General features: G+C 71.2%; 26 protein-coding genes. 8 read left to right on the plus strand and 18 right to left on the minus strand.

Going from position 1 to position 26,208, the window contains the following annotated elements:
• Nucleotides 1–2: 2 nt before the first annotated feature.
• From ABT127_RS14010 to ABT127_RS14060, 11 genes are all read right to left on the minus strand, one after another.
• Nucleotides 3–617, minus strand: a complete 615-nt coding sequence (locus tag ABT127_RS14010; RefSeq protein WP_351448573.1) for an OmpA family protein — start codon at nucleotides 615–617, stop codon at nucleotides 3–5.
• A 1-nt stretch (nucleotide 618) separates the two neighbouring features.
• Entirely contained in the window at nucleotides 619–1,002 is a 384-nt protein-coding gene (locus ABT127_RS14015; protein ID WP_351448576.1) for a hypothetical protein, read from the minus strand.
• A 222-nt stretch (nucleotides 1,003–1,224) separates the two neighbouring features.
• Complete coding sequence (locus ABT127_RS14020) at nucleotides 1,225–1,824, minus strand: pilus assembly protein TadG-related protein (protein ID WP_351449080.1); 600 nt, start codon at nucleotides 1,822–1,824, stop codon at nucleotides 1,225–1,227.
• Nucleotides 1,821–2,021, minus strand: coding sequence for a hypothetical protein (locus ABT127_RS14025; RefSeq protein ID WP_351449082.1), 201 nt, complete (start codon nucleotides 2,019–2,021; stop codon nucleotides 1,821–1,823). Before ABT127_RS14025 ends, ABT127_RS14020 begins: the two co-directional genes overlap by 4 nt.
• Before the next feature lie 238 nt (nucleotides 2,022–2,259).
• Nucleotides 2,260–3,162, minus strand: a complete 903-nt coding sequence (locus tag ABT127_RS14030) for a DUF5936 domain-containing protein (RefSeq protein WP_351448579.1) — start codon at nucleotides 3,160–3,162, stop codon at nucleotides 2,260–2,262.
• A gap of 7 nt (nucleotides 3,163–3,169) precedes the next feature.
• Nucleotides 3,170–4,120 (minus strand): type II secretion system F family protein, encoded by a 951-nt coding sequence (locus tag ABT127_RS14035; RefSeq protein WP_351448581.1) that lies wholly within the window; start codon nucleotides 4,118–4,120, stop codon nucleotides 3,170–3,172.
• A 28-nt stretch (nucleotides 4,121–4,148) separates the two neighbouring features.
• Complete coding sequence (locus tag ABT127_RS14040; protein WP_351448583.1) at nucleotides 4,149–5,507, minus strand: TadA family conjugal transfer-associated ATPase; 1,359 nt, start codon at nucleotides 5,505–5,507, stop codon at nucleotides 4,149–4,151.
• Nucleotide 5,508: 1 nt separating this feature from the next.
• Nucleotides 5,509–5,943, minus strand: coding sequence for a TadE/TadG family type IV pilus assembly protein (locus ABT127_RS14045; protein WP_351448584.1), 435 nt, complete (start codon nucleotides 5,941–5,943; stop codon nucleotides 5,509–5,511).
• On the minus strand, nucleotides 5,940–7,526 hold the full coding sequence (locus ABT127_RS14050) for a CpaE/TadZ family protein (protein ID WP_351448586.1): 1,587 nt from the start codon (nucleotides 7,524–7,526) through the stop codon (nucleotides 5,940–5,942). Before ABT127_RS14050 ends, ABT127_RS14045 begins: the two co-directional genes overlap by 4 nt.
• Nucleotides 7,527–7,764: 238 nt before the next feature.
• Entirely contained in the window at nucleotides 7,765–8,487 is a 723-nt protein-coding gene (cpaB, locus tag ABT127_RS14055) for a Flp pilus assembly protein CpaB (protein WP_351448588.1), read from the minus strand.
• A gap of 58 nt (nucleotides 8,488–8,545) precedes the next feature.
• Nucleotides 8,546–9,493, minus strand: a complete 948-nt coding sequence (locus ABT127_RS14060; RefSeq protein ID WP_351448590.1) for a hypothetical protein — start codon at nucleotides 9,491–9,493, stop codon at nucleotides 8,546–8,548.
• Nucleotides 9,494–9,734: 241 nt separating this feature from the next.
• Here ABT127_RS14060 and ABT127_RS14065 point away from each other — a divergent pair, with 241 nt between their 5' ends.
• Entirely contained in the window at nucleotides 9,735–10,760 is a 1,026-nt protein-coding gene (locus ABT127_RS14065; protein ID WP_351448591.1) for a chitinase, read from the plus strand.
• A 68-nt stretch (nucleotides 10,761–10,828) separates the two neighbouring features.
• Here ABT127_RS14065 and ABT127_RS14070 read toward each other — a convergent pair whose 3' ends face one another.
• The 5 genes from ABT127_RS14070 to ABT127_RS14090 all read right to left on the minus strand — a co-directional run bounded on the left by ABT127_RS14070 (nucleotide 10,829) and on the right by ABT127_RS14090 (nucleotide 15,397).
• On the minus strand, nucleotides 10,829–11,446 hold the full coding sequence (locus ABT127_RS14070; RefSeq protein WP_351448594.1) for a hypothetical protein: 618 nt from the start codon (nucleotides 11,444–11,446) through the stop codon (nucleotides 10,829–10,831).
• A gap of 120 nt (nucleotides 11,447–11,566) precedes the next feature.
• Nucleotides 11,567–13,054: a GntP family permease gene (locus ABT127_RS14075; RefSeq protein ID WP_351448597.1), complete on the minus strand. Its 1,488-nt coding sequence runs from the start codon at nucleotides 13,052–13,054 to the stop codon at nucleotides 11,567–11,569.
• 131 nt (nucleotides 13,055–13,185) lie between these two features.
• Nucleotides 13,186–13,602, minus strand: coding sequence for a RidA family protein (locus ABT127_RS14080; RefSeq protein WP_351448599.1), 417 nt, complete (start codon nucleotides 13,600–13,602; stop codon nucleotides 13,186–13,188).
• A complete protein-coding gene (locus ABT127_RS14085; protein ID WP_351448601.1) occupies nucleotides 13,599–14,366 on the minus strand; it encodes an IclR family transcriptional regulator in 768 nt (255 codons plus the stop codon). The genes ABT127_RS14080 and ABT127_RS14085 overlap by 4 nt, the downstream gene beginning before the upstream one ends.
• On the minus strand, nucleotides 14,363–15,397 hold the full coding sequence (locus tag ABT127_RS14090) for a sugar kinase (RefSeq protein WP_351448603.1): 1,035 nt from the start codon (nucleotides 15,395–15,397) through the stop codon (nucleotides 14,363–14,365). Before ABT127_RS14090 ends, ABT127_RS14085 begins: the two co-directional genes overlap by 4 nt.
• Nucleotides 15,398–15,529: 132 nt before the next feature.
• Here ABT127_RS14090 and ABT127_RS14095 point away from each other — a divergent pair, with 132 nt between their 5' ends.
• Together ABT127_RS14095 and ABT127_RS14100 are read left to right on the plus strand one after the other, a co-directional pair.
• Nucleotides 15,530–16,825 carry an amino acid deaminase gene (locus ABT127_RS14095; protein ID WP_351448606.1) on the plus strand — a complete coding sequence of 432 codons (1,296 nt, stop codon included), beginning with the start codon at nucleotides 15,530–15,532 and terminating at the stop codon, nucleotides 16,823–16,825.
• 119 nt (nucleotides 16,826–16,944) lie between these two features.
• On the plus strand, nucleotides 16,945–18,564 hold the full coding sequence (locus ABT127_RS14100; protein WP_351448609.1) for an N-acyl-D-amino-acid deacylase family protein: 1,620 nt from the start codon (nucleotides 16,945–16,947) through the stop codon (nucleotides 18,562–18,564).
• Nucleotides 18,565–18,658: 94 nt separating this feature from the next.
• On the opposite strand, the gene ABT127_RS14105 is transcribed toward ABT127_RS14100, so the two are convergent.
• Nucleotides 18,659–19,297, minus strand: a complete 639-nt coding sequence (locus tag ABT127_RS14105; protein ID WP_351448612.1) for an alpha-ketoglutarate-dependent dioxygenase AlkB — start codon at nucleotides 19,295–19,297, stop codon at nucleotides 18,659–18,661.
• A 176-nt stretch (nucleotides 19,298–19,473) separates the two neighbouring features.
• On the opposite strand from ABT127_RS14105, the gene ABT127_RS14110 reads away from it, so the two are divergent.
• The 4 genes from ABT127_RS14110 (at nucleotide 19,474) to ABT127_RS14125 (ending at nucleotide 23,101) form a co-directional block, all read left to right on the plus strand.
• Nucleotides 19,474–20,592 carry a ThiF family adenylyltransferase gene (locus ABT127_RS14110; RefSeq protein WP_351448614.1) on the plus strand — a complete coding sequence of 373 codons (1,119 nt, stop codon included), beginning with the start codon at nucleotides 19,474–19,476 and terminating at the stop codon, nucleotides 20,590–20,592.
• On the plus strand, nucleotides 20,589–21,266 hold the full coding sequence (locus tag ABT127_RS14115) for a GNAT family N-acetyltransferase (protein ID WP_351448617.1): 678 nt from the start codon (nucleotides 20,589–20,591) through the stop codon (nucleotides 21,264–21,266). Before ABT127_RS14110 ends, ABT127_RS14115 begins: the two co-directional genes overlap by 4 nt.
• 113 nt (nucleotides 21,267–21,379) lie before the next feature.
• Nucleotides 21,380–22,591 carry a pyridoxal phosphate-dependent aminotransferase gene (locus tag ABT127_RS14120; RefSeq protein WP_351448620.1) on the plus strand — a complete coding sequence of 404 codons (1,212 nt, stop codon included), beginning with the start codon at nucleotides 21,380–21,382 and terminating at the stop codon, nucleotides 22,589–22,591.
• 99 nt (nucleotides 22,592–22,690) lie between these two features.
• Nucleotides 22,691–23,101 (plus strand): SCO4983 family protein, encoded by a 411-nt coding sequence (locus ABT127_RS14125; protein WP_351448622.1) that lies wholly within the window; start codon nucleotides 22,691–22,693, stop codon nucleotides 23,099–23,101.
• 148 nt (nucleotides 23,102–23,249) lie between these two features.
• On the opposite strand, the gene ABT127_RS14130 is transcribed toward ABT127_RS14125, so the two are convergent.
• Nucleotides 23,250–25,121, minus strand: a complete 1,872-nt coding sequence (locus ABT127_RS14130) for a phosphoenolpyruvate carboxykinase (GTP) (protein WP_502971700.1) — start codon at nucleotides 25,119–25,121, stop codon at nucleotides 23,250–23,252.
• A gap of 299 nt (nucleotides 25,122–25,420) precedes the next feature.
• On the opposite strand from ABT127_RS14130, the gene trhA reads away from it, so the two are divergent.
• Nucleotides 25,421–26,110: a PAQR family membrane homeostasis protein TrhA gene (gene trhA / locus ABT127_RS14135; protein ID WP_351448625.1), complete on the plus strand. Its 690-nt coding sequence runs from the start codon at nucleotides 25,421–25,423 to the stop codon at nucleotides 26,108–26,110.
• The last annotated feature ends 98 nt before the right edge of the window (nucleotides 26,111–26,208 follow it).

Below are 26,208 nucleotides of genomic sequence, written 5' to 3' on the forward strand. Positions count from 1 at the left end.
GCTCAGCCGCTCTTCGGGAACGAGACCTCCACGCGCCGGTTCTTCTTGCGGCCTTCCTCGCTCCCGTTGTCCGCGATCGGGTAGTCCTCGCTGTAGCCCCGGACCTGGAAGGTGACCTCTCCACCGGCTGCGCCGAGGGCCGTCGTCAGCTGGTCGTGGACCGCTTCGGCACGCTTCTTGGACAGCGTCAGGCCGTGCGCGTACGAGCCCAGGTTGTCGGTGAACCCGAACACCCGGACCGTGGCGGCCTTCTGGGACTTGATCTCGTCGGCGATCGCCTGGATGCGGGACTGTGCGTCGGGGTTGAGCTTGGCGCTGTCCTTCGCGAAGAGGACCTCGGCCTGGAGGGCGAACGTCACGGTCTCGTTGGTGTCGGAGCGGCGTTCGTCGCCGGAGAGGTCCTCGACGACCGACTTGATGTCCAGCACCTTGGCGGGCGCCAGCGTCGCGCCGTCGGCGAGCTTGAGACCGGGGCTGTTGGCGTCGACGTCCGGGGGCGCCGACGTGGTGGTGCTGCCGGGCGGGGCGGAGGGTTTGTCGTCGGCGTGGGCCACCGCGGTGCCGGTGGCGAGCAGGAGGACCGTGAGCGTCGCGGCGGTCAGGTGGTGGCGGGGCATGTCATTCGCCCTCGGTGATGTCGAGTTGGGCCGGGGGCATGGTGGGGACCTGGAGCTGGACGGAGGTGGTTCCTTGCGGGGGTGCGGGGAACTGGGCGAACCATTCGGTGGTGTCGCCCTGCGGCACTCCGCCCTGGAATTTGGTGCAGAGGCAGCGGCCCTCGGTGTCCCTCAGGACCAGGTACTTCTTCTTCCCCGCCTCGTCCACGAGGCTGGCACCCGCAAGGGATCCACCGTTCTTGCGCAATTCCTGTTCGTCGCTGGCCCAGTCCAGGCCCAGCCAGCGGGCCGACGTCCCGTTGGTCACCTGACCGTTCAGCGTGATGAAGCCGCCCTGGTCGCGCGTCGCGGATGTGACGGTGAGCGTGACGCCGTTGCTCTTCACCTCTGCCAGCGTCTGCTTCTCAGGGGACTGGGACGCCGTTGACTCTCGGTCGCTCTCCTTCTGCGCGGGCGCCGACGTTTTCGAGGCGTCATCGCCTTTGTCTCCGTCACCGCCGCAACCGGCCACGGAGAGGACGAGACCTGTCGTGATCGCCACCGCGGCCAGTGCCCGGCGGGTCGTCGTAGTGCGCCGAAGGTTCATCGCTACGGCTTCCCTTTCTCGTCAGTCGGCCAGGTGGACGGAGAACAGGGCCGACGCGTCGGGCAGGTCCTCCAGATGGAAATCCTCGGGGTCGATCTCAAACGGAGTGCCGTCGCAGTCGAGCTCGACAACCTTCTTGAAGTCGGCATCCGCAGGAAAATCACAGCGGGGCTGGATGACCGCTGTGGCGTGCGCGGTCGCGTGTTTGTTCTCCGTACCGGGGATGATCGTGTCGCCGACCGTGAACCGCGTCCGGACCTCGACCCGGTAGCCCGGAAACCCGTCGACCTGTGTGGCGTCAGGACCCGCGATGACATCGGAGTCGTTCTCGGCAGCCAGCTGACCGGCCGCGGCCTCCACGTTGGCCCCCGCGACGTCCTGCCCATTCAGCCAGTCGAGCCAGTCGCCGCCATCATCGAGAGCCTTACCCAGGCCGTCCATGAGTTCGTCCCGCGCCGACTGGGTCGCAGCCAGCGCGGCCGCGTCTGCGGCGGACTGGGCGCCATTGCGCGCGGAAGCGGCTTGGGCGAAGGCGAAGAAGGCGAACGCGGTGAACAGCAGAATCCCGGTGAGCCAGATATAGATCGGCAGCGTCGAGCCTCGATCGTCGGTGAGCCTCAGCCGCCGACCACGTCGTCCACCGCACCGCTGATGGCGGACGAGATGCGCCCGTTCAGCCCGAGCTGATCGATCGCCACGAAAATCCCCGCGATCAGAATCATCAGCCCCGCATATTCCACGAACCCGGCACCAGAATCTCGCCGCGCTCCGCGAACCCGCTCCGACACCGAAACCGTCCACTTGACCCACACCTCGATGAGCCGATCCCTGGTCACGATCTCCCCTTCCCCGTACGACGGCCACGCTCGCGCGCGTACCGTACGCAACGTACGCGACCAGCAACCGCTTGTATGCGGATTCGACAATTAACTGCTGTCGCTTGACCGGAAGTTGATTTCGCGTTGTCCGCCGTGTCACCTGTGTTGTCGATCGCATCCCGCGCCCACCCCCGCCGCGTTCGCAACCGCCAACCACACTAGGGAACACTGTAGTCAGTCAACGCCCCAATATTGAGCCGAAGTTGGAGCCCGAGCCCAGGAACATGCCCGTGCCGATCAGGATCATGGTGGCCGGGAGCATGAAGACCAGGGTGACCATCGTTGCCTTCGGGATGGTTTTGGCGGCGCGGCGGCGGGAGTTCTGGGCGTCCGTGCGGCGCATGTCCGTGGCCAGCTGGATGAGGGTGTCCGCGATGGGCGAGCCCAGTTCCTCGCCCTGCTGGAGGGCGGAGACGAACTGCGCGACCTGCTCGGACGAGTTGCGGCGGCGGAGTTCGTCGAACGCCTGGCGGCGCGGGACGCCCATGTCCATCTGGCGCAGGGTGATGCGGAGTTCGTCCGCCCAGGGACCTTCGTACTTCTCCGCGACCCGGTCGAGGGCCTGGCGGAAGCCGAGGCCCGCCGAGACGACGACCGCGAGGACGTCGAGGAAGTCGGGGAGGGTGCGGTCGATGACGTCCTTGCGTTCGCGCATGGCCTGGAGGATCAGCGCGTCGGCGGCGAGCGCGCCGAAGGCGAAGGTGAAGAGGGCGAAGAGGGGCCGGCCGACGGAGAGGAAGACCAGGCCCATGACCAGGCCGAAGGCGCCGTAGACCGCACGCCGGGCCGCGTACCGGTCGATGGTCAGACCGCCGGGGTTGCCCGCCATGTCGATGCGGCGGCGCTTGGCGTCGACCCGGCGCGGGCCCATCAGCCGCAGGACCAGCGGGGCGAACCGCATGCCCAGGCGGTCGACCGCCGAGGACGGGGCCGAGACGCGGCTGGCGCCGACCTCCAGGGCGAGGGCGAGGTCGCTGGGGATCTTGGCGTCGGCCCGGTACATGCGGACGCCCAGGAAGATGCCGAGGACGGCCAGGCCCATGAGGAGGGCGAGGAGGAGGCCGATGACGGTGGTGGACATGGACGCCTCAGACCTCGATCTTTCCCAGGCGGCGGATGACGAAGAACCCGATCGCATAGAGGCCGAGGGAGACCAGGATCAGCGTCTGGCCGATCGCGGAGCCGGTCACCCGGGCCAGGGCCCCGTCGTTCGACGAGTTGATGAGGATCAGCGAGCCCAGGCCGAGCAGCGGAACCGTGAAGGCCGTCGCGTTGACCTCGGAGAGCATCGTGCGGATCTCGCGCCGGGTCTCCTTGCGGTCCTCCAGGGTCTGGGTGAGGTTGCGCAGGGAGGAGACGACCGTGCCGCCCGCCTTGTTCGCCAGGACCAGCGTCGTGACCAGGACGATGAGTTCGCGGGACGGGAGGCGGGCCGCCAGTTCGTCCAGGGCGTCGTCGACGGAGCGCCCGAGCGACAACTGGTCGGCGACCCGCGAGAGTTCCTCGCCCGCGGGGGCCTCCAGCTCCTCCGCCGCCATCGCCAGCGAGGTGCGCAGGGCGAGGCCCGCGGCCGTGGCGTTCGCCAGGAGGCGTGCCACGTCAGGGAGTTGGTTGATGAATGCCTCGATGCGTTTCTGCCGCTGCCAGTTGAGGAAGATGACGGCGCTCCAGATGCCCACGGCGCCCGCGATCGGCCCGAAGAACGGGGCCAGGGCCGTCGCCGCCACCAGCCACAGGGCGACGACGAGCACGGCCACGTAGATGAAGAACTCGCCCGGGGTGAGGTCCAGGCCCGTGGCGGAGAGGCGCAGTTGCAGCGCCTTGCCGAGGCGGGTGCGGCGCAGGCGGCGGTCGACGGAGCGGAAGCGCCGGGTCCGGCCGCCCGCGCCGCTGCCGTAGCCACCGGCCGCGTAGTCGTCGAGGCGGTCGACGAGGGCCTGGCGCTGGGCGCGCCCGGACGCGTAGACGTGCACGCCCGCGACGGCGACGACGCAGGCCAGGACGGTGGCGGCGAGGGCGATGAGGACCGGGTTCGTCATGCCGCACCTTCCGCCGCGTGGTCGGACGTCATCCCGTGGCCTCCCTGGTGTTGAGTACGTCGACGGACTCGACCACCCCGAAGGCCGGCGGGACCGACTCCCCCGCCACGTACAGCCGGTCGGCGACCCGGCGGGGCAGCGGCAGGTGCTCGTAGTAGCCGTGGACGCGCCGCGGGCCCGTGTCGCCGTACGTGTGCGGCTGGGCGGCGAAGCGGGACACCGTCGCGATCGTGAACTGTTCGCGGCCGTGGCTGACGAGGAGGGCGATCTCGGTGACCCGGCGGGAGCCGTCGGCGTGCCGGGTGAGCTGGACGAGGACGTCGACCGCCGAGTTGATCTGGTCGCGCAGGGCCTCGAACGGGACGTCGACCTCGGACATCGAACCGAGCGTCTGGAGGCGGGTCAGGGCGTCCTCGGCGGTGTTGGCGTGGACCGTCGCGAGGGAGCCGTCGTGGCCCGTGGACATGGCTTGAAGCATGTCCAGCGTCTCGCCGCCGCGGACCTCGCCGACGATGATGCGGTCGGGGCGCATGCGCAGGCTGTTGCGGACGAGGTCGCGGATGGTGACCTGGCCCTTGCCCTCGACGTTCGCCGGGCGCGATTCGAGGCGGATGACGTGGTCCTGCTGGAGCTGGAGCTCCGCCGAGTCCTCGATGGTGATGATGCGCTCGTGCGGCGGGATCAGCGCGGAGAGGGCGTTGAGGAGGGTCGTCTTGCCCGAGCCGGTGCCGCCGCTGACGATGATGTTGAAGCGGGCCCGGACGCAGGCCGCGAGCAGCATCAGCATGTGCTGGTCGAGCGAGCCGAGGTCGAGGAGTTCGTTGAGGCTGTACGCGCGCGGGAAGCGGCGGATGGTGAGGGTGGCGCCGGTCAGGGCGAGCGGCGGGATGATCACGTTGACGCGTTCGCCGGTGGGCAGGCGGGCGTCGACCATGGGGTTGGACTCGTCGACGCGGCGGTTGACGGTGGACACGATGCGTTCGATGGTCTGCATGAGCTGCTCGGACGAGGCGAAGCGCATCGGGAGCTGTTCGACGCGGCCCGCCCGTTCCACGAAGATCGCGTCGGGGCCGTTCACCATGATCTCGGTGATGGAGGCGTCCGCGAGGAGCGGCTCCAGGATGCCGAGGCCGAGTGCCTCGTCGACGACCCGGCGGATCAGCTGGGTGCGTTCGGTGGAGGAGAGGACCGGGCCCTCGCGGCTGATGATGTGGCCGAGGACGCGCTCCAGGCGGACCCGGCGGTCCGCCGCCGCGAGGGTCGACATCTCGGCGAGGTCGATCTCTTCGAGGAGCTTGGCCCGGTAGACGGCGACGAGGCCGTCGTCGCGGGACGGTTCGCCTCCGGCGGGGTCGCGGGTGGCCACCACTCTGGAGCGCAGGCTCATGTCAGCTCCCTTGGTCGGTCTGGTCGCTGGGCATGGTCACGGTGCGGCTGATGTTCCAGCCGTCGAAGAGGGGGATGATCGCCTTCACGTGGACGGTGACGGTGCAGGTGACCAGCGGGTCACCGCCGCACGCGCCCGGTGCCGGTTCCAGCCAGCCGCTCACCGAGGCGGTCGCCGCCGCCGGGCCCGATCCGGTGTTCAGTGACTCGGCGCGGGCTCCGGCGCGGGCGGCGCTGCCGGCCTGGTTGGCGCCGTAGCCGACGAGGCCGAGCTGGATCGCCGCCATGCCGACGACGAGGAGGAAGGGGAGGAACCCGGCGAACTCCAGCATGGAGACGCCCCGGTCGCCGGTGAAGCGCCGGTTCGCCCCGTCGTGCCCCTCCGGCGATCGAGGAGCGGGGTCCGGGGCGGCGCCCCGTGGCCCGGGCGCTGTCACTGGTCCGTCTCCGCAGCCGCGCCCGCCGTGCCCGTGACGGACCAGCCGGGGTTCACGCCCGGGAAGAACAGGGGGACGTCCACCTTCACCGTGGCCTTCATGACCGTGCCGTCCGAACCACAGCCGATGTCCGCGCTCTGCCACGCGGACGGCAGGTTCTTGTGGCCGGCCGCGTTGCAGGCGGCGGCGTAGTCGCCGCCACCGGCCTGTACCGAGGTCGCCGCCCGCGCCGCCTCGTCCGCCGCGTTCCCGGCCAGCGAGTACGTGTACCCGTACAGCACGCACTGCCACAGCAGGCCCATGACGACGAGCACCAGCGGGAACATCGCGGCGAATTCGAGGGTGACGGCGCCCTTGTCGCCGCGGCGGCGGGTGCGGCGGCCGCCCGTCGCGTCGGGGGCCGGGGCGGCGACCAGGCCGAGTTCGCCGGCCAGGGTCCACATCGCCTGCTTCACCGTGGAACGGTTGTCGAGGTCCTGCATGCGTCCCGCGTCGACGGCGGCCTGGAGTTCCTTGAACGCGGCGGGGAGCGTGGTGCGGGCCGTCTTGGTGCCGGTGACGCGCTCGACCAGGGTCGGCTGGATCTCGGCGGAGCGCGCGTACCGGTTGACGACCGTCAGGGTCTCCTCGGCCTTGCGGATCTGCAGCCGGTCCCAGAGGCGGATCATGCGCTTGGCGGCGCGGACGGCGACGACGTCCGGGGTGATCAGGAGGGCGGCCTGGTCGGCGAGTTCGATCGCGGCGGCGTTGGCGGCGCCCATCTGCGTGCCGCAGTCGACGACCACGACCTCGTAGCGGGCGCGCAGGGCGTGGACGACCTGGCGGGCCACGCGGTCGGTGATCTCCTCGCCGCGTTCGCCGTCGGCCGGGGCGAGGAGGAGGTCGATGCCGGTCTCGTGGGTGAAGACGGCGTCCTGGAGGACGCGCGGGGTGATGTCGGTGATGGCGGCCAGGTCGGCGACCGAGCGGCGGAACTGGACGTCCAGGTAGGAGGCGACGTCGCCGGACTGGAGGTCGAGGTCGAGCAGCGCGACCGAGCGGCCCGACGCACGCGCGGCCAGGGCGAGTTGGACGGCGGTGAGGGTGGTGCCCACGCCGCCCTTCGCGCCGGTGACGGCGACGACGCGGCCGCCGCCGCCCGCCGGGACGAGCTCGTTGCCGGTGCTCCCCGCGAGGTGGCGGCGCATGCCGGCGGACCAGGAGGCGGCGGCGTGCACGCGCTCGGCGAGGGCGTCGTAGCTGAGCGGGAAGGCGACGATGCCGCGGGCGCCGCTGTCCATGGCGGCGGTGAGCAGGGCCGGGCTGGTGTCGGCGGTGACGAGGACGACGCCGACCGCCGGGAAGCGCAGCACCAGGTCCCGGATGAGGTCCAGGGCGGGTACGGGGCCGATGCGTTCGTGTACGAGGACGACCTCGGGGAGTTCGTCCAGGGACTCGGCGGCGAGGCGGGCCAGCAGGTCGAGGAGGGCGGTGGAGTCGGGGACGGGTGGGGCCGGCTCGGTGTCGGGGAGCTGGGAGAGCAGGGTGATCAGCGCGCGGGCGCTGTCCGGATCACCGACGGCGGGCAGAATACGAGTGGTCACCGGGCCTCCTCGGTGTACGGGTACCCCGGTCCGCGCTGCGCGCACCGCCCCACGGATCCGCCCCCGGCACCCGCCGCGGACTCGGCGCCCTCCAGGACAGCCCCGTAAGGGGCGCGGGGAGCTGCGCGACCCGCCACAGCGGCGCCGCACCCGCGCGACCGGACCCCAGCCGTACTCGGCCCGCGCCCGAACCGGTCGGGGACGCGGGTACCCCTGCGCATCACCATCACGCGACCCCCTACTTGTCCTCGTCCAGCGTGTACGTCCGGTCCCCCGGCGGCACCGCCCCGTCACTGCCCGGCGCCACCAGCGCCAGCCGCACATGGGTGGCGAACGACTCGGCGTACGCGACGCGTTGGGCATCGGCGGCGCCGAGCGCGAACGTGATCGGCACGGCCTCGCCCTGCCGCCGCACCCCGTTGTTGTCGGAGGCGTTGGCCCCCTGCTGGTCGATCGGGGTGAGCTTGCCGACGTCGATGACCTCGGCGCTCTCCACGATGACCTTGGACTGGTTGCGTTGCTTGTCGTTCTCGGCCTTGAAGGTGGCGTAGATGTTCACCTTCGAGCCGGGGTCGATCTTTCCGGCGACACCCGTCTCGGCGTCGATCATGATGGCGATCTCCTGCTGCCCCGCCTTGAGCCGCGGCCGGGAGACGATCATGTCCTCCTGCAGCAGGGAGCCCTTCTTCAGCTGGGTGACGGCGATCTTGCCGCGGATCTCCCCGAGCCGGGTGACGGCCGTGGACGACAGCCAGCGCTCGGGCATGTCCACCTTCTCGAACTGGTCCGCCGTCAGCTCCTTGTACGGGGCGATGTCCTGCTTCAGCCGGTACGCGGTCTTCTCCGGGCCCACCTTGGAGTTCACGTCCTTGATCACCGACAGCACACCGGCGAAGGCACCGAGGGCGCACAGGGCCGAGACGACCAGGAGTATGACGCCGCGGCGCTGACGTGAGTTCATGGACGGGACAACCTCGTGGGTAGACGGCGGGACGGCTGGCGGGACGGACGGGACGGAGTCAATGGGGACCGCGCGGCAGCGCGGCCCGCGCCGAGGCCGCCGCCGGCTGGAGCGCCGCCGTCGACCGCCCGCCGCCCACCCGCTCGGGGGGCGCGTCGGCGGACAGCGGCGCCGCGCAGAACCCGCAGCGGTCACCGATGAGTTCGAGCCCGCACCAGCGGCAGTCCTCGCGCCGGACGGACGACACCAGCTGGTAGAGGACGGAGATGTCGGGGATCGCGGCGGCGAACTCCACGATCCGGCCGGGGCTGCCGGGCTTCCCGGTCGCCCACCAGCGCGCCGACTCGGCGGGCAGCCGCGCCTCGGTCACCCCGTGCACCCGCCAGGCCGGGGCGAGCGTCGCGGTGACCCAGTCGGCGGGGCTCTGCCCGGCGGCGTAGAAGAGGTGCGTGCCGAAGGAGGGTCCGCCCGGTACCTCGCCGGCCGCCCCGGTGAGCCGGAGCAGTTCGGGCTGCGGCGAGGCGACGACGGCGAACTGGGCGCCGGGCGACCAGGACTTGGCGTGCGCGCGCAGGGTGACGGGGACCCGGTCCAGCTTGGCGACGGAGCCGACGACGGCGCCCGCGTGCACATAGTGCGCGAGCAGGCGCGCGGCCGAGGCCAGCACGCCGGGGCTGAAGTCGCAGATCGACAACTGGCGCAGTTGCAGGGCGAGCACGGCGAGTCCGAGCGGCGGGAGTTCGGGGCGCAGGATCGCGATCCGGTCGCTTTCGAGCACGGAACGGATCGCGTGCAGTCGGTGCAGGACCGCGTCCGGTGCCGACTGCGGGCAGAGCACGATCACATAGCCGTGCTGCTCGATCAGAGTGTGGACGTCGATGATCGCGCGGTCGAGCGGATACCGCTCCTGCGACTCCCCCACGGGCAGCACGGAGGCTGTCGGGGTGTGCCGGTCCGGCGAGATGAGCACGAGGTCGGGGTCGGTCACGGCTATGGCGGTCGGCACGCGCGCACCCCCGGTCGCTCTGCGCTCCTCCTGACGGCGTTCTGCCTGAGCACCATATCCACGTGAGCGCTCCTGAACACCCAACTTCTCACTGTTCATGGCCGGATGGGCAGGAGTTGGCGCGGAACCATCACCTCCGCACTGTCCGAACCCTTGACACGGGCATTGGTCTGGACCAGTTTGTATCTCCAGCAGCTGCTTCCCCAACTCCCCCACGGTTCCCCCCACTCGGAGGCAGAGAATGACGCACTCCCACCGCCGGCGCGGCCGGCTCGGCACGTTCATCGGCGGGTTCACGGCCACGGCGCTCGCCGCGACCGGCCTGTTCATGGCCACGGCCGGCAGCGCGAACGCGGCCCCCACCGCGCCGAGCGCCGCGGCCGCCGTCCCCGCCCACGCGGTCACCGGCTACTGGCAGAACTTCGACAACGGCGCGGCGGTCCAGAAGCTCAGCGACGTGCCGTCCGACTACGACATCGTCGCGGTCGCCTTCGCGGACGCCACGACGACACCGGGCGCGGTCGACTTCACGCTCGACTCGGCGGGCCTCGGCGGCTACACCGAGGACGCGTTCAAGGCCGACATCAAGGCGAAGCAGGCGGCCGGGAAGTCGGTGGTCATCTCGGTCGGCGGCCAGAACGGCACCGTCTCGATCAACGACTCCGCCTCGGCCACGAACTTCGCGGACTCCCTCTACGCGCTCATGCAGGAGTACGGCTTCGACGGCGTCGACATCGACCTGGAGAACGGGCTCAACTCCACCTACATGTCGCAGGCGCTGGAGTCACTGGCGGCGAAGGCGGGCAGCGGCTTCGTGCTGACGATGGCGCCGCAGACCATCGACATGCAGTCCACGTCGGCCGAGTACTTCAAGACCGCGCTCGCCGTGAAGGACATCCTCACGGTGGTCAACATGCAGTACTACAACAGCGGTTCGATGCTCGGCTGCGACGGCAAGGTGTACAGCCAGGGGTCGGTGGACTTCCTCACCGCGCTCGCCTGCATCCAGCTGGAGGGCGGCCTCGACCCGTCACAGGTCGGCATCGGCGTCCCGGCCTCGTCCAGCGCGGCGGGCGGCGGCTACGTGGCTCCGTCGGTCGTCAACGACGCCCTCGACTGCCTCGCCAAGGGCACGAACTGCGGCTCCTTCAAGCCCTCGAAGACGTACCCCGGCATCCGCGGCGCGATGACCTGGTCCACGAACTGGGACGCGACGGCCGGCAACGCCTGGTCCTCGGCGGTCGGGAGCCACGTGCACGGCCTGTAGTCCACGGCCGTCCCTCGAAACGGGCAGCGCCGCCGCTCCCCCGGCGGCGCTGCCGGAACCCCGGAGGCTCAGTCCTCGAAGTAGGCGTCCAGCGCCTTGTCGAGGCTCTCCGTCCACTCCTTGAGGCGGGACTTGTCCGGGGCCTCGACGTCGTTCGGGTACCAGCGGCTGTTGGGCGTGTGGACCGTCACCGTGAGGCGCTTGCGCGAGGTGCCGTACTCGACCGCGCTGATCTCGCCCCAGGTGAAGTCGGCCTCCTGGTCGTCGAGGGTGTAGCGGACGCCGGTCGCGTCGACGGTGATGGAGCCGCGACGGTCCTTGGCCTCCAGCGTGACGCCGTCGCCCTTCTCCGCCTTCACGGCCTTGGCGGCCTTCTCGGCCTCGTCAGCCTTCTCGGCGCCCGGCTCCTCGTCCGTGTCGGACGCGGTGTCGTCGGCGCCCTCGGCGTCGGCCGGCTCGGCCGTCTCCGCAGCCGCGGCGCTCCGGGCGTCCTCCGGCTCGGGCGTCTCCTTCTCCAGGGACGGCGTGTTCACCTCCCCCGGGGTCTCGTCCGCTTCCGCCTCGGTGGCCTGGGCGTCCTCGACAACCGTCTCCTTGGCGGGAGACGTCAGACCGGGGACGTACGCCGGGTCGAAACCGGCGCCGGCGACGGGCGTGACCTTCTGACTGTCCATACGCTGCTCCACGCGCCGAAGTATGGCGGACGACTCTGTGTCCCGCGCCCCCCGGCCCCTTACGTCCTGGTCACGAACCGGCGGGACGGCGCCGCCCGCCACGGTGAGCGAGGGCGCCGTCTCTCTCCGTGTCTAGACGAACAGGCTGACCACGGCCGCCACCGCGAACCCGGCGAGCGACAGGACCGACTCCAGGACCGTCCAGGTGCGCAGCGTGTCGCGCTCCGAGATGCCGAAGTACTTGGCGACCATCCAGAAACCGCCGTCGTTCACGTGCGAGGCGAAGATGGAGCCCGCCGAGATCGCCATGATGACCAGCGCGGTGAAGGCCTGCGAGTAGTGGCCCTCGGACAGCAGCGGGGCGACGATGCCCGCGGTCGTGACGATCGCCACCGTGGCCGAGCCCTGGGCGACGCGCAGGACCAGCGAGATCAGGTAGGCGAGCACGATGACCGGCAGGCCCATGCCGTTGAACGTGTCGGCCAGGGCGTCGGCGATGCCGCTCGCCTTGAGGACGGCGCCGAAGACACCGCCCGCGCCGACCACCAGGAGGATGTTGCCGACCGGCTTCAGCGACGCGGTCGACACCGTCTCCAGGGACTTGCGGGACCAGCCGCGCCGGATGCCCAGCAGGTAGTAGGCCATCAGCAGGGCGATCGTCAGCGCGACGAAGGGGTGGCCGAAGAACTCGATGACCGAGCGGCCCGTGGACGGGTCGAAGGCGATCGAGGAGAACGTGGCGAGGAGGATCAGCACCAGCGGCGTACCGATGATGGTGAACACGGTGCCCAGCGGAACCGGCTTCTCGGTCGGGGTGACGCCCGAGGCACGCTGCTCGGCCTCCAGGGCGGCCTTCGCCTCCTCGGCGGCCTCCACCATGTCCTGCGGTACGGGGACGAAGATCCGCTTGCCGATCCAGGCGGCCCAGCCCCAGGCGGCGAGCACGGCCGGGATGCCGCAGACGATGCCCATGAGGATGACCCAGCCGAGGTCGACCTTCAGCAGGCCCGCGGCGGCGACCGGACCCGGGTGCGGCGGCAGGAAGGCGTGCGTCATCGACAGGCCCGCGAGCAGCGGCATGCAGTACAGGATGATCGACTTGCCGCCGCGCTTGGCTGCCGCGTAGACGATCGGCGCGAGGACGAAGATGCCGACGTCGAAGAAGACGGGGATGCCGAAGATCAGGCCGGTGAGGCCCATCGCGAGGGGGGCGCGCTTCTCGCCGAAGAGGTTCAGCAGGCGGGAGGCCAGGACCTCGGCCCCGCCGGAGACCTCGAGGACGGCGCCGAGCATGGTGCCCAGGCCGATGATGATCGCGACGTGTCCGAGGGTGCCGCCCATGCCGGACTCGATGGTGGAGACGGCGTCGGACTTCTGGACGGTGCCGAAGAGTTCGGTGACCGACAGGCCGGCGCCGAGGCCGACGGCTATGGAGACCGCGAGCAGGGCCACGAACGGCTGGATGCGGGCCTTGATGATCAGGAAGAGCAGCAGCACGATCCCGAGGAACGCGACGGTCAGCAGACCGGCCGTGCCGTCGATGATCGTGAGGATGCCGCCGGTGTGGGGCGGTGCCTCGGTGGGGGCCGCGAGCGGGGCGGCGAGTGCGAACGGGGACATCGTTGACCTCGTAAGTGCATGGGCTTTCGGGGCAGGGGGGATCGCGGCACGGCGCACCGCGCTGCGGGAGCGGGTGGGCCGTGCCGTGACGACGTACGGCTTGCGGGTGGTTCAGACTGCGGTGCGGCGGCTCAGCCGAGGACGGCGAGCGCGTCGATCTCGATGAGCAGGCCCTTGGGCAGACCGACGTAGACGGTCGTGCGCGCGGCGGCGGGGGCGGTCAGGCCCTGCTCCTCGAAGTACTCGTTGTAGATCTTGTTCATCTCGGCGAAGTGGTCGACGTCCGTCAGGTAGACGCGCATCATCATGACGTCGTCCCAGGTGGCGCCGCCCTCTTCGAGGATCGCCTTGACGTTGGCAAAGGTCTGGAGGGTCTGCTCGCGCAGGGTCGGGCCGGCCGGGGTGGGGGCCTGGCCCTCGACGGCCGGGAGGAAGCCGACCTGGCCCGCGACCTGAAGGATGTTGCCCTTCTTGACGCCGTGCGAGAACTTCGCGGGCGGGGTGGTGTGCGTGGCGGGGGTGAGTGCGGTCTTGGCGTTCTCGGTCATCGTGAACTGGCTTCCTTGGTTGGGGGGTTACCGGAGTAGTCCCGGCTGATCGCTTCCGCCGTGCGGCGCACGAGCGGAAGGAGGGTGAGGAGTTCCTCGGCGGTGACGACCACGTTCGGCGCGGAGACCGACATGGCGGCGACGACGCGTCCGTCGGCGCCGCGGATGGGCGCCCCGACGCAGTTGATGGACTCCTCGTGGCCACCGAGGTCGGTGGCCCAGCCCTGTTCGCGCACCTTCTCCAGCTCCCGCAGGAAGGCGGGCGCGTTGGGGGTCGAACGGGCCGTGTACATGGGGTAGTCGAGCTTCTCCGCGAGGGCGCGGCGCTCGGCCTCGGGCCGGTCGGCGAGCAGCAGCTTCGCCACGGCCGCCACCGTGATGGCGACGGGCTTGCCGATGCGCGAGTACATGCGCACCGGGTAGCGGCTCTCGACCTTGTCGATGTAGAGGACCTCGTGCTCCTCGTACACGGCGAGGTGGACCGTGTGGCCGCACTTCTCGTTGAGCGCGGTGAGGTGGGGGTGGGCGATCTCGCGGACGTCGAGATTCTCGACGGCTTCCTGGGCGAGGGCGAAGAGGCGGGCGCCGAGCCGGTAGCGCTGGTCGGACTGGCGGTGGACGAGTCCGTGCTCGTGCAGGGTGCGCAGCAGTCGCAGGGCCGTGGACTTGTGGACGCCGAGCCGGTCGGCGACCTGGCCCAGGTCGGCGGGGCCCTCGGCGAGCAGCGGCAGGATGCTGAGCGCGCGGTCGACGGTCTGGCTCATGGCGTACGTACCTCCTCGGCGGCCCCGCTGTCGGCTGCTTCGGTCGCTTCGGTCCAGCCGGGGCCGAGGTGCAGTGTCCCCCACTCGCCCGCCGCGAGGGCGGTCAGCCGGTCGGCGTGGGCGCGGCTCGGGGGCGCGGCGAGGTCGCCGGGGACGGTGAGGGCGGCGGCGGCCCAGAGGTGGCCGTGGCGCAGCCGGGCGGCGGCGGGCAGGTCGCGCAGGGTCGCGGAGAGGAATCCGGCGGCGAAGGCGTCACCGGCGCCCACGGCGGCGACGACGTCGACGCGCGGGGCGGGTTCGAAGTGGCGGCCCTCGTGATCGAAGGCGACGGCGCCCGCGGAGCCCTGCTTCACGACGAGGACCGTCGGCTCGGGCAGCGCGGCCCGGATCGCGTCGGGGCCGCCGGTGACGCCCCAGGCGTCCTCGGCCTCGTCCTCGCCGACGAAGACGAGGTCGGCGCGGCGGGCGAGGTCGAGCAGGACCCGCGCGTCCTCGGGGGTGCGCCACAGGCCGGGCCGGTGGTTGACGTCGAAGGAGACCGTGCCCGGCGTCGAGCCGTCGGTCAGGGCGTACAGCAGCTCCAGGCAGTCCGCCGAGAGCGCCGCGGTGATCCCGGACAGGTGCAGGACGCGTCCGGCGCGCAGCGCGTCGAGGTCCAGGGTGTCGACGGACATCGCGGAGGCCGCGGATCCGGCGCGGTAGTAGGCGACCTCGTGGGAGTCGCCGCCCCGGTCCCCGGCGGTGCGGAAGTAGATGCCGGTGGGGCGGGTCGGGTCGCGGCGCACGGCGCTCACGTCCACGCCGTAGCCGCCGACGGCCTCGACCAGGTGGTCGCCGAAGCCGTCGGCGCCGACCCGGCTGACCCAGCTCGTGCGGTGTCCGCCGGCGGCCAGCACGCACGCGACGTTGGACTCGGCGCCGCCGATCCCGCGGTCGAAGGAGGGCACGTCGGCGAGGCGTCCCGGCACGGTGGGCCGGAACGTGACCATGGACTCGCCGAGCGCGACGACGTCCACCGGCGTGCCATTCATGGGGCGTCCTCCTCGCGGCAGGGGGGCCAACGACTTCGTTGACCCGGCATCGGCTCGGATGTTAGACAGCAGTGAGCGACATACGCAATGACCGTTGCAAATAATGCAACAGTCCGCCTGGAGGAGGGCTCCATGACCGCCGACCGCTTGGACGAGCCGGACCCGCTGGACGCGCTCGCGCAGGAACGGGTGGACTTCCGCTTCAAGGGCCTGCCGCCCGAGGCCGAGGGCGCCACGGTCGCCGACCTCGCGGCCCGCCGCCTCAACCTCTTCACGGACGGCTTCACCACCCCTGTCCTCACGCTCTCCGCCGAGCGCCTGGAGCACAACCTCGCGCTGATGGAGACGTACGCCACGCGCCACAACCTGACGTTCGCCCCGCACGGCAAGACGTCGATGGCGCCGCAGCTCTTCCGGCGGCAGATCGAGCACGGCGCGTGGGGCATCACCCTCGCCGTGCCCCACCAGGTGCGCGTGGCACGGCGGTTCGGCATCGAGCGGATCTTCCTGGCGAACGAGCTGGTCGACGCGGCCGCGCTGCGCTGGCTGGCCGGCGAGCTCGACGCCGACCCGTCCTTCCGGTTCGTCTGCTACGTGGATTCCGTACGCGGTGTGGAGCTGATGCAGGCCGCCCTGTCGGAGGCGGGCGCGACCCGGCCGGTCGACGTGGTCGTGGAGCTCGGCGCCGGAGTGGGCGCGCGTACCGGGGTCCGCACGGAGGCCGAGTGTGCGGCCGTCGCCGACGCGGTGGCCGGTGCCGACCGGCTGCGGCTCGTGGGCGTCGCCGGGTACGAGGGCGAGGTGCCGCAGGCCGACGGCGACCGGGTCCGGGCGTGGCTGCGGCAGCTGGTCGCGCTGGCGGTGGACTTCGACCGGGCCGGACGGTTCGCGGGCGTCGAGGAGATCGTGGTCAGCGCGGGCGGCTCCGCCTGGTTCGACGCGGTGGCCGACGTGTTCGCGGAGATCCCCGAACTGACCCTGCCGGTCCTGAAGTTGCTGCGCTCCGGCGCGTACGTCTCGCACGACGACGGCCACTACCGCCACCTCACCCCGTTCAACCGGGTCCCCGAGGAGGGCGCGCTGCACCCGGCGTTCCGGCTGTGGGCGCAGGTGGTCTCGCGTCCGGCGCCCGACCAGGCCTTCATCAACGCCGGCAAGCGCGACGCCGCCCACGACCTCGACCTCCCCGAGGCCCAGGCGGTCCGCGCCGCCCGCACCGGCGCTGTCCGCGACGCCTCCGGGGTCACGGTGACGGGCCTGTCCGACCAGCACGGGTGGCTCCGCCTGGACAACGGGACCGAACTGGAGGTGGGCGACTGGCTCGGCATGGGCCTGTCGCACCCCTGCACCGCATTCGACAAGTGGCAGCTGATCCCCCTCGTCGAGGCCGACGGCACGGTCGTGGACTACATCCGCACGTTCTTCTAGGCCGTACGCGCCCCTGGACGAGCGGAGCTCGTTCCAGGGGCGCGGGGAACTGCGCGAGAAGCCCCACCGGCCCGCAGACGCCACCACTCCAACAACCCGGCAGACGAGAGGCTCCCCCAGTGGACCTGGTCATCAAGAACACCCGAGTGATCGACGGCACCGGCGGAGCCTCCTACCGCGCCGACGTGGCGATCGACAACGGCCGCATCGCGGAGATCCACCGCCCCGGCACCGGCCCCCGCCCCACGGCGACCCGAACCCTGGACGGCCAGGACCTCGCCCTGAGCCCCGGCTTCATCGACATGCACGCCCACAGCGACCTCGCCCTGCTCCGCGACCCGGACCACAGCGCGAAGGCCGCCCAGGGCGTCACCCTGGAAGTCCTCGGCCAGGACGGCCTGTCCTACGCCCCGGTGGACGACCGCACCCTCGACCAGGTCCGCCGCACCATCACCGGCTGGAACGGCGGCGGCCCCGACGACACCTCCGTCGACTTCGACTGGCGCACGGTCGGCGAGTACCTGGACCGCCTGGACCGCGGCATCGCCGTGAACGCCGCCTACCTCGTCCCCCAGGGCACGGTCCGGATGTACGCGGTCGGCTGGGACGACCGCGACGCGACCGACGCCGAGCTGGACCACATGAAGCGGCTCGTCGCCGAGGGCCTGGAGCAGGGCGCCGTCGGCATGTCGTCGGGCCTCACCTACACCCCCGGCATGTACGCCAAGGACGCCGAACTCACCGAACTGTGCCGCACGGTGGCCGCGTACGACGGCTACTACTGCCCCCACCACCGCAGTTACGGAGCCGGCGCGCTCGACGCGTACCGCGAGATGGTCGAGCTGACCGGCACCGCGGGCTGCGCCCTCCACCTCGCCCACGCCACCATGAACTTCGGTGTGAACAAGGGCAAGGGAGTGGACCTCCTCGCGCTGCTCGACGAGGCGATCGCCGCCGGCGCCGACATCAGCCTGGACACCTACCCGTACACCCCGGGCGCCACCACGCTCGTGGCGATGCTGCCGAGCTGGGCCAACGAGGGCGGCCCGGACGCCACCCTCTCGCGGCTCCACGACGACGCGACCAGCGAGCGGATCCGCGCGCACGTCGAGGAGATCGGCTCCGACGGGTGCCACGGCGTGCCGATCGAGTGGGACCGCATCGAGATCTCGGGGACGACGAACCCCGCGCTCGCCTCCTACGTCGGCAAGACGGTCGCCGAGTCCGCCGCCGAGCACGCCGAGTCCCCCTGGACCACCGCGCGCCGCCTCCTGCTGGAGGACAGCCTGGGCTCGACGATCCTCCAGCACGTCGGGCACGAGGAGAACGTCCGCGCGATCATGCGGCACCCGGTGCACACGGGCGGCAGCGACGGGATCCTCCAGGGGACGAAGCCGCACCCGCGCGCGTACGGCACGTTCCCGCACTACCTCGGCCACTACGCCCGGGACCTGGGCGTGCTCTCCCTGGAGGAGACGGTCGCGCACCTCACGTCCCGGCCCGCCGCCCGCCTGCGGCTTCCCGACCGTGGCCTGATCCGTGAGGGGTACCGCGCCGACCTGGTCCTTTTCGACCCGGAGACGGTGGCCGCGGGCTCGACGTTCGAGTCCCCCCGCACCCTGCCGGTGGGCATCCCGCACGTCCTGATCGACGGCAAGCCGGTCATCGAGAACGGCCGCCGCACCGACGTCCTGGCCGGCCGCTCGGTGCGCCGCACTCCGGGTTCGTCCATCGGCTGACGCCCGACGCGCCCCTGAAGGGCGAGCGCAGCTCGCTTCAGGGGCGCGGGGAACTGCGCGAGAAGTCCCACCGGCCCGCGGACGAAGAACAGCGCTACCGCACCCCGCTCGGCCGGAACTGCACACTGATCCGGGGCCCGGCCGCCCGGGTCGACTTCGGGATCGCATGCTCCCAGGTCCGCTGACAGGACCCGCCCATCACGATGAGATCCCCGTGCCCGAGCGCCCGCCGCACGGAGGGGGCGCCCCCGCCCACGGGCCGCAGCACAAGATCGCGCGGCGCCCCCACGGACACGATGGCGACCATGGTGTCCTCCCGGGCCCCGCGCCCGATCCGGTCCCCGTGCCAGGCGACGCTGTCCCGCCCGTCGCGGTAGAAGCAGAGCCCGGCGGTGGTGAACGGCTCGCCCAGCTCCTCCGCGTAGTGGGCGGACAGCGCGTCACGGGCCGCGCCGAGCACGGGATGCGGAAGCTCCCGCCCGGCGCCGTAGAACTTCAGCAGCCGCGGCACGTCGACCATCCGCTCGTACATCTGCCGCCGCTCGGCCTGCCAGGGCACCTCACCGGCCAGCCGCTCGTACAGCGCGTCGGCGCCGCGCAGCCAGCCGGGCAGGACGTCGATCCAGGCGCCGGCCCCGAGCACGGTCCGCCGCACACCGGTGAGCGGGCCGAGCGCGACCTCCTCGGCCTGATCGAAGAGCGACCCCTGAAGCACCTGACTCACCTGACGCATGACCCCACCGTACCGCGATATTCGAACATCAGCTCGAACGACAGGTGTCTCAGAGTACGAATCGTTCATGTTTTCCCGTAGCGCAAAACCCTTGCGCGCCCCCATCACACCCCTTCGCGCTGATAATTTCACCGACTGTGATCAATTCCGCCCCCTCCGTGACTCTCCGCACAAGCTTGCGAGGAGCACCGGACACCCCGGCCGCCCCGGCCCCCTGGCGCCCCGTCCTGCTGCGCCCCGTCGACCCCCACGACCGGGCCCGGCTCGACGCCCTGCGCGCCTCCGGCGACGTCCGCGAGACGCACGACCGTCTCGCGGACCAGCTCACCGAACTCGCACGCTGCCTGCGCCCGGGCGAGGCCCAGGCCGGGCCCGCGCTCGACGCGGCCGTCGCCGAACTGCTCGACGGCACCGACCCGGGCCGGTACGGCACCTGGGTCTGGTACCCGTGGTCGGGCCGGCTCGTCCGGGTGCTGCCCGAGCGGGAGTTCCACCGGGTCCGCACCGACCGCAACCGGGACAAGATCACCAGCGCCCAGCAGGAGCACCTGCTGGGCCGCAGGATCGGGGTGGTCGGCCTGTCCGTGGGCAACAGCGCCGCGCTGACCTGCGCCATGGAGGGTGTTGGCGGATCGTTCCGGCTGGCCGACTTCGACGACATCGGCCTGAGCAATCTCAACCGGCTGCGGGCTGGCGTGCACGACCTCGGCCTCGCCAAGACCGTCCTGTGCGCGCGCCAGATGTACGAGACCGACCCCTATCTCGACATCGAGCTGTGGCCCGAGGGGCTGACCGAGGACAGCGTCGGCGCGTTCGTCGGCGCCGGTGAGCAGGCCCTGGACCTGGTCGTCGAGGAGTGCGACACCCCCTGGGTGAAGACGGCCGTGCGCGAGCACGCCCGGGCCCGCCGCGTCCCCGTCCTGATGGACGCCAACGACCGCGGGCTGCTCGACGTCGAACGCTTCGACCTGGAGCCGGACCGCCCGCTCTTCCACGGCCGCGGCGGCGGGCTGACGGCGGCGCAGGTGCGCGGCCTCGCCCCGGCCGACGCGCTCGCCCACCTCCTCGACGTCTGCGACGAGGCGAACCTGAGCCCGGCCATGACCGACGCCCTGCGCCGGATCGGCACCACCCTGTCCAGCTGGCCCCAGCTGGCCAGCGGGGTGGCGCTCGGCGGCGCCCTGGTCACCGACACCGCCCGCCGGATCCTGCTCGGCGAACCGGTCGCGTCGGGCCGTTACTACGTGGACCTGGAGCGGCTCATCGGCCGCGTGACGGCGGGAGCGGCCGCGTGAACCAGCTGCCCGAACTCCACGGCCACCGACTCTGGCTGCGCGAACTGCGCCCCACCGACCTCGCCCCGTTCGAACGGATCCACACCCACCGGGTCCTGACCCGCTATCTCGGCATCGACCGGATGGACGCCCGGCAGGCCCAGGACGCCTTCGTCCAGTGCCTGACCCAGCCCTTCTCGTACCCGCGCCGCAAGCACACCATGGCGGTGTGCGCCCCCGGCGACGACACGATGGTCGGCATGATGGGCCTGCTGGTCGAGGAGTACGGCCGCAACGCCATGCTGACCAGCCTGGTCCTGCTGCCCGGCGCCCCGGTGCGCGGCCACGGCCACGAGGCGGGCCGGCTGCTCATGGCCCACGGCTTCGGCCGGCTCGGACTGCACCGGATCTGGGCGGGCCACCGCGCCGACCACACCCGGATGCGGGACATCATGCTCGCGGCGGGCCTGCACCCCGAGGCCACCCTGCGCGGGCTCTTCCGCACCCAGGGCGCCTGGCACGACGTCACCACGTACGCAGCCCTGGCCCCGGAGTGGATCGAGCAGGCGACCCCGGCCGAGCGGGCCATCCTCGGCGGGCCACCCGCCGAGGTCCCGGAGCGCCTGCCAGTGGCCCATCTCACCCACGCGCGCGACCAGCTCGTTCCAAGCTCCGCCGGACCCTCCACCCCGTAATCCGAAGACACCCGGCACCGCGTGCCACCGCATCCGAAGTGCTCCTGCCGGCTCCTCCCGCCTGTGGCGCAAACCGCGCGCGCCCGGGCGAAACACCGCCGTAAAGTCTCAGCATGCAGCTCATCCAGTCGACCAAGCTCGCCAACGTCTGCTACGAGATCCGGGGCCCGGTGCTCGAGGAGGCGATGCGGCTGGAAGCGGCAGGGCACCGGATCCTGAAACTGAACACAGGGAACCCGGCGGCGTTCGGCTTCGAATGCCCGCCGGAGATCCTGGAGGACATGCTCCGCAACCTCGGTGACGCCCACGGCTACGGCGACGCCAAGGGCCTGCTCACCGCCCGCCGCGCGGTGATGATGCACTACCAGACCCTCGGCGTGGAGACCGACGTCGAGCACGTCTTCATCGGCAACGGCGTCTCCGAGCTGATCGTGATGGCGATGCAGGCCCTCCTCGACGACGGCGACGAGGTCCTGGTCCCCGCCCCCGACTACCCGCTGTGGACGGCGGCCGTCTCGCTCTCCGGCGGCACGGCCGTCCACTACCGCTGCGACGAGCAGGCCGACTGGATGCCGGACCTCGCCGACATCGAGCGCAAGGTGACCGACCGCACCAAGGCGATCGTCATCATCAATCCGAACAACCCCACCGGCGCGGTCTACAGCGACGAGATGCTGCGCGGCCTCACCGACATCGCGCGCCGCCACAACCTGCTCGTCTGCTCCGACGAGATCTACGACAAGATCCTCTACGACGACGCGACGCACACCCCGACGGCCGCCATCGCCCCGGACGTCATGACGCTCACCTTCAACGGCATGTCGAAGGCGTACCGCGTCGCCGGTTACCGCGTCGGCTGGATGGCCGTCTCCGGTCCGCGCGCGCACGCCGAGTCCTACATCGAGGGCCTGACGATCCTCGCGAACATGCGCCTGTGCGCGAACATGCCGGGTCAGCACGGGGTCGTCGCCGCGCTCAGCGGCCGCCAGACGATCAACGACCTGGTGCTGCCGGGCGGCCGGCTGAAGGAGCAGCGGGACGTCGCGTACGAGCTGCTGACGCAGATCCCCGGCGTGACGTGCGTGAAGCCCAAGGGCGCCCTGTACCTCTTCCCGCGCCTCGACCCGAAGGTCTTCAAGGTCAAGGACGACCGCCAGATGGTGCTCGACCTGCTGCGCGCCGAGAAGATCATGGTGGTCCACGGCACGGGCTTCAACTGGCCCGAGCCCGACCACTTCCGCGTCGTCACCCTGCCCTCGGCGCAGCAGCTGACGGAGGCCGTGACCCGGATCGGGAACTTCCTGGACGGCTACAGCCAGCCGTGACACGCGGACCCGGGCCTACTTTGGACAAGTTCTAACTTAGACAGTTTCTAAGGTACGATGGAGACCAAGCCACGCACCCCTTGCTGCCCGGAGGCCTCCATGTACGAGCCGATCCGCACCAAGTCGGTCCACACGATGGCGGCCGGCCACGACACCTTCCCGCACCGCTCCCGCGAGGAGGAGCTGGACATCCAGCTCGCCGGGCACCTCTCCGCCCTGCTCGCGGTGACGGACGAGATCCGCCAGGCCGCCGGGGACCCGGAGCTCGACCGGGCGGCCGAGGAGCTGGCCACCCAGGTCGCGCGGCTGCGCGGCGGACGCCCGCCGGTCCGCTCGGCCGTGGCCGCCGCCATCCACGAGCCGCACGTCGCCGCCCTGCACCAGCGGGCGCACGCCCTCGCCGGGCGCGCGCTGGTCGTCGCCGCGTCCCGCGCGGACACCGCCGCCGCGATCCTGGCCGCGCAGCGCATGGAGTACCACGCGGGCGCGGGGCACCTGGTCTCCGCGTAGACGTTCTCCGAGCAGGCCGCGCCGCACAGGCGAGGGCCCGCCGCCTCCCGCCGTCCCCAGGGGCTTGCGGGGGCGGCACGGGAGAGCGACGGGCCCGTGATCCCGCACGCCGTTGTACGGAACCTCGCCGGTCTTCGGGCGGGGCGGATCAGCCCAGGCGCTTCACCAGCGCGTGGTACTCGTCCCACAGTTCCTTCGGCGTGTGGTCGCCGAAGGTGTTGAGGTGCTCGGGGACCAGGGCGGCCTCCTCGCGCCAGACCTCCTTGTCGACGGTGAGCAGGAAGTCCAGGTCGGCGTCGGACAGGTCCAGCCCGTCCGTGTCCAGGGAGCCCTTGGCCGGGAGGATGCCGATCGGGGTCCCGACGCCCTCGGCGCGGCCGTCGAGCCGGTCCACGATCCACTTCAGGACGCGGGAGTTCTCGCCGAACCCGGGCCACACGAAGCGGCCGTTCGCGTCCTTGCGGAACCAGTTGACGTAGTAGATCTTCGGGAGCCTGGCAGCGTCCTTGCCCTGGGCCACCTTCACCCAGTGGGCCATGTAGTCGCCCATGTTGTAGCCGCAGAACGGCAGCATCGCGAACGGGTCGCGGCGCAGCTCGCCGACCTTGCCCTCGGCGGCGGCGGTCTTCTCGGAGGCCACGTTCGCGCCGAGGAAGACGCCGTGGTTCCAGTCGAAGGACTCGGTGACCAGCGGCACGGCCGAGGCGCGGCGCCCGCCGAAGAGGATCGCCGAGATCGGCACGCCCTTCGGGTCCTCCCACTCCGGCGCGATGATCGGGCACTGCGCGGCGGGGGTGGTGAAGCGGGCGTTGGGGTGCGCGGCCGGGACGCCCGACCCGGGCGTCCAGGAGTTGCCCTTCCAGTCGGTGAGGTGCGCCGGGGTCTCCTCGGTCATCCCCTCCCACCAGACGTCGTTGTCGTCGGTGAGGGCGACGTTGGTGAAGACCGAGTTGCCCCAGAGGGTCTTCATCGCGTTGGCGTTGGTGTGCTCGCCGGTGCCGGGCGCGACGCCGAAGAAACCGGCCTCGGGGTTGATCGCGTAGAGCCGGCCGTCCTCGCCGAACCGCATCCAGGCGATGTCGTCACCGATCGTCTCGACGGTCCAGCCGGAGATCGTGGGCTCCAGCATCGCGAGGTTGGTCTTGCCGCACGCCGACGGGAACGCGGCGGCGACGTACTTCGACTCCCCCTGCGGCGGGGTCAGCTTGAGGATGAGCATGTGCTCGGCCAGCCAGCCCTCGTCCCGCGCCATCACCGAGGCGATGCGCAGGGCGTAGCACTTCTTGCCCAGCAGGGCGTTGCCGCCGTAGCCGGAGCCGTAGGACCAGATCTCGCGGTCCTCGGGGAAGTGCGAGATGTACTTGGTGGAGTTGCACGGCCAGGCCACGTCGGCCTCGCCCTCGGCCAGCGGGGCGCCCAGCGTGTGGACGGCCTTGACGAAGAAGCCGTCCTCGCCGAGCTCGTCCAGGACCGGCCGGCCCATCCGGGTCATCGTGCGCATGGAGACGGCCACGTAGGCCGAATCGGTGATCTCGACGCCGATGGCGGACAGCGGCGAGCCGAGCGGGCCCATGCAGAACGGGACGACGTACATCGTCCGGCCCTTCATGGAGCCGCGGAAGATCCCGCCGTTGCCCTCGTTGCCCCGGAAGATCTCCCGCATCTCGGCGGGGGCCTTCCAGTGGTTGGTGGGGCCGGCGTCCTCCTCCTTCGCGGAGCAGATGAACGTCCGGTCCTCGACCCGCGCGACATCGGTCGGGTCGGAGGCGGCGTAGTAGGAGTTCGGGCGCAGCGTCGGGTCCAGCTTCCTGAACGTCCCCTTGGCGACGAGCTCCTCCGCGAGCCGCTCGTACTCGGCCTCGGAGCCGTCGCACCAGACCACGCGGTCCGGTTGCGTCAGTTCAGCGATCTCGTTGACCCACGAGATCAGTTCCTTGTGGTTGGTCGGGAGAGTGGTGGGGTTCTGGGAAACAGGGGCTGTGTCGAGCCGGGAGTGGGGAGCCGCGATGTCGCGCGCCACGATCGCTCCTAAAAGAGGGTGTTGAGTTGGTTGCCCCGTGGGGGCTGCGACCCGGACGCTGCGCCTCCCGTTCCACTGTTTCCCAGTGAGCGCTCATCCGGTGCCGACCGCACTCATTTGATCATCCGACCGTTTCGCCCATCTGTCCAGGGGGGCTCACAGGTGAGCGACGTGAGCATTGCCACTCGCACCGGAGGGCCTCCGGAGGCTTAACGATCGATGAATTCGGGTTCCCCCCAGCCCGGATACGGGGGCTGGCCCTATCTGTTACTTACGGTCGCGTAGGTACGATGCCGGGCATGAGCGTCGCCGCAGAGCAGCCCGGTCCCCCCGTCGGACTCACCGAACCGCCCGCCCTGAAGCCGAGACTCCGGGGCTGGCTGCACGCGGGCATGTTCCCGGCGGTACTGATCTCCGGCCTGGTCCTGACCGCGCTGGCGGACTCCACGCGCGGGCGCGTGGCCTGCGGCATCTACGTCCTGACGGCCTGCCTGCTGTTCGGGGTGAGCGCGCTCTACCACCGGGGGAACTGGGGGCCGCGCGCCGACGGCGTCCTGCGCCGGCTGGACCACGCCAACATCTTCCTGATCATCGCGGGCACCTACACGCCGCTGACGATGCTGCTGCTGCCGGACGCCAAGGGCGACGCCCTGATGTGGGGCATCTGGGCGGCGGCCCTGGCGGGCATCGCCTTCCGGGTGTTCTGGGTCGGCGCCCCGCGCTGGCTCTACACGCCCTGCTACATCGCGATGGGCTGGGCCGCGGTCTTCTTCCTGCCCGACTTCCTGCGCACGGGCGGGATCGCGGTGCTGGTCCTGGTGGTCGTGGGCGGGCTGCTCTACAGCGCGGGCGGCGTGATCTACGGCATGAAGCGCCCGAACCCCTCCCCGCGCTGGTTCGGCTTCCACGAGGTCTTCCACTCCTTCACCCTCGCGGCGTTCGTCGTGCACTACGTCGGCATCTCCCTGGTGGCGTACCAGCACGGCTGACGCCCACCCCCCCAGCACTCCCGGCCGCGGCTCCCCAGCCGCGGCCCTTTTTTGTGCCCTGTTGCACTCGACCGGAAGTCACTCCCCATTGACATCTT

This window comes from Streptomyces sp. NPDC001904, from assembly GCF_040297005.1.
Lineage (GTDB): Bacteria > Actinomycetota > Actinomycetes > Streptomycetales > Streptomycetaceae > Streptomyces.

Excerpts from the sequence above, each read along its gene's own strand:
- ABT127_RS14010 (WP_351448573.1), bottom strand. The coding sequence starts at position 617 with ATGCCCCGCCACCACCTGACCGCCGCGACGCTCACGGTCCTCCTGCTC.
- ABT127_RS14030 (WP_351448579.1), bottom strand. The coding sequence starts at position 3,162 with ATGTCCACCACCGTCATCGGCCTCCTCCTCGCCCTCCTCATGGGCCTG.
- ABT127_RS14035 (WP_351448581.1), bottom strand. The coding sequence starts at position 4,120 with ATGACGAACCCGGTCCTCATCGCCCTCGCCGCCACCGTCCTGGCCTGC.
- ABT127_RS14040 (WP_351448583.1), bottom strand. The coding sequence starts at position 5,507 with ATGAGCCTGCGCTCCAGAGTGGTGGCCACCCGCGACCCCGCCGGAGGC.
- cpaB (WP_351448588.1), bottom strand. The coding sequence starts at position 8,487 with ATGAACTCACGTCAGCGCCGCGGCGTCATACTCCTGGTCGTCTCGGCC.
- ABT127_RS14065 (WP_351448591.1), top strand. The coding sequence starts at position 9,735 with ATGACGCACTCCCACCGCCGGCGCGGCCGGCTCGGCACGTTCATCGGC.
- ABT127_RS14075 (WP_351448597.1), bottom strand. The coding sequence starts at position 13,054 with ATGTCCCCGTTCGCACTCGCCGCCCCGCTCGCGGCCCCCACCGAGGCA.
- ABT127_RS14080 (WP_351448599.1), bottom strand. The coding sequence starts at position 13,602 with ATGACCGAGAACGCCAAGACCGCACTCACCCCCGCCACGCACACCACC.
- ABT127_RS14085 (WP_351448601.1), bottom strand. The coding sequence starts at position 14,366 with ATGAGCCAGACCGTCGACCGCGCGCTCAGCATCCTGCCGCTGCTCGCC.
- ABT127_RS14090 (WP_351448603.1), bottom strand. The coding sequence starts at position 15,397 with ATGAATGGCACGCCGGTGGACGTCGTCGCGCTCGGCGAGTCCATGGTC.
- ABT127_RS14095 (WP_351448606.1), top strand. The coding sequence starts at position 15,530 with ATGACCGCCGACCGCTTGGACGAGCCGGACCCGCTGGACGCGCTCGCG.
- ABT127_RS14105 (WP_351448612.1), bottom strand. The coding sequence starts at position 19,297 with ATGCGTCAGGTGAGTCAGGTGCTTCAGGGGTCGCTCTTCGATCAGGCC.
- ABT127_RS14120 (WP_351448620.1), top strand. The coding sequence starts at position 21,380 with ATGCAGCTCATCCAGTCGACCAAGCTCGCCAACGTCTGCTACGAGATC.
- ABT127_RS14125 (WP_351448622.1), top strand. The coding sequence starts at position 22,691 with ATGTACGAGCCGATCCGCACCAAGTCGGTCCACACGATGGCGGCCGGC.
- trhA (WP_351448625.1), top strand. The coding sequence starts at position 25,421 with ATGAGCGTCGCCGCAGAGCAGCCCGGTCCCCCCGTCGGACTCACCGAA.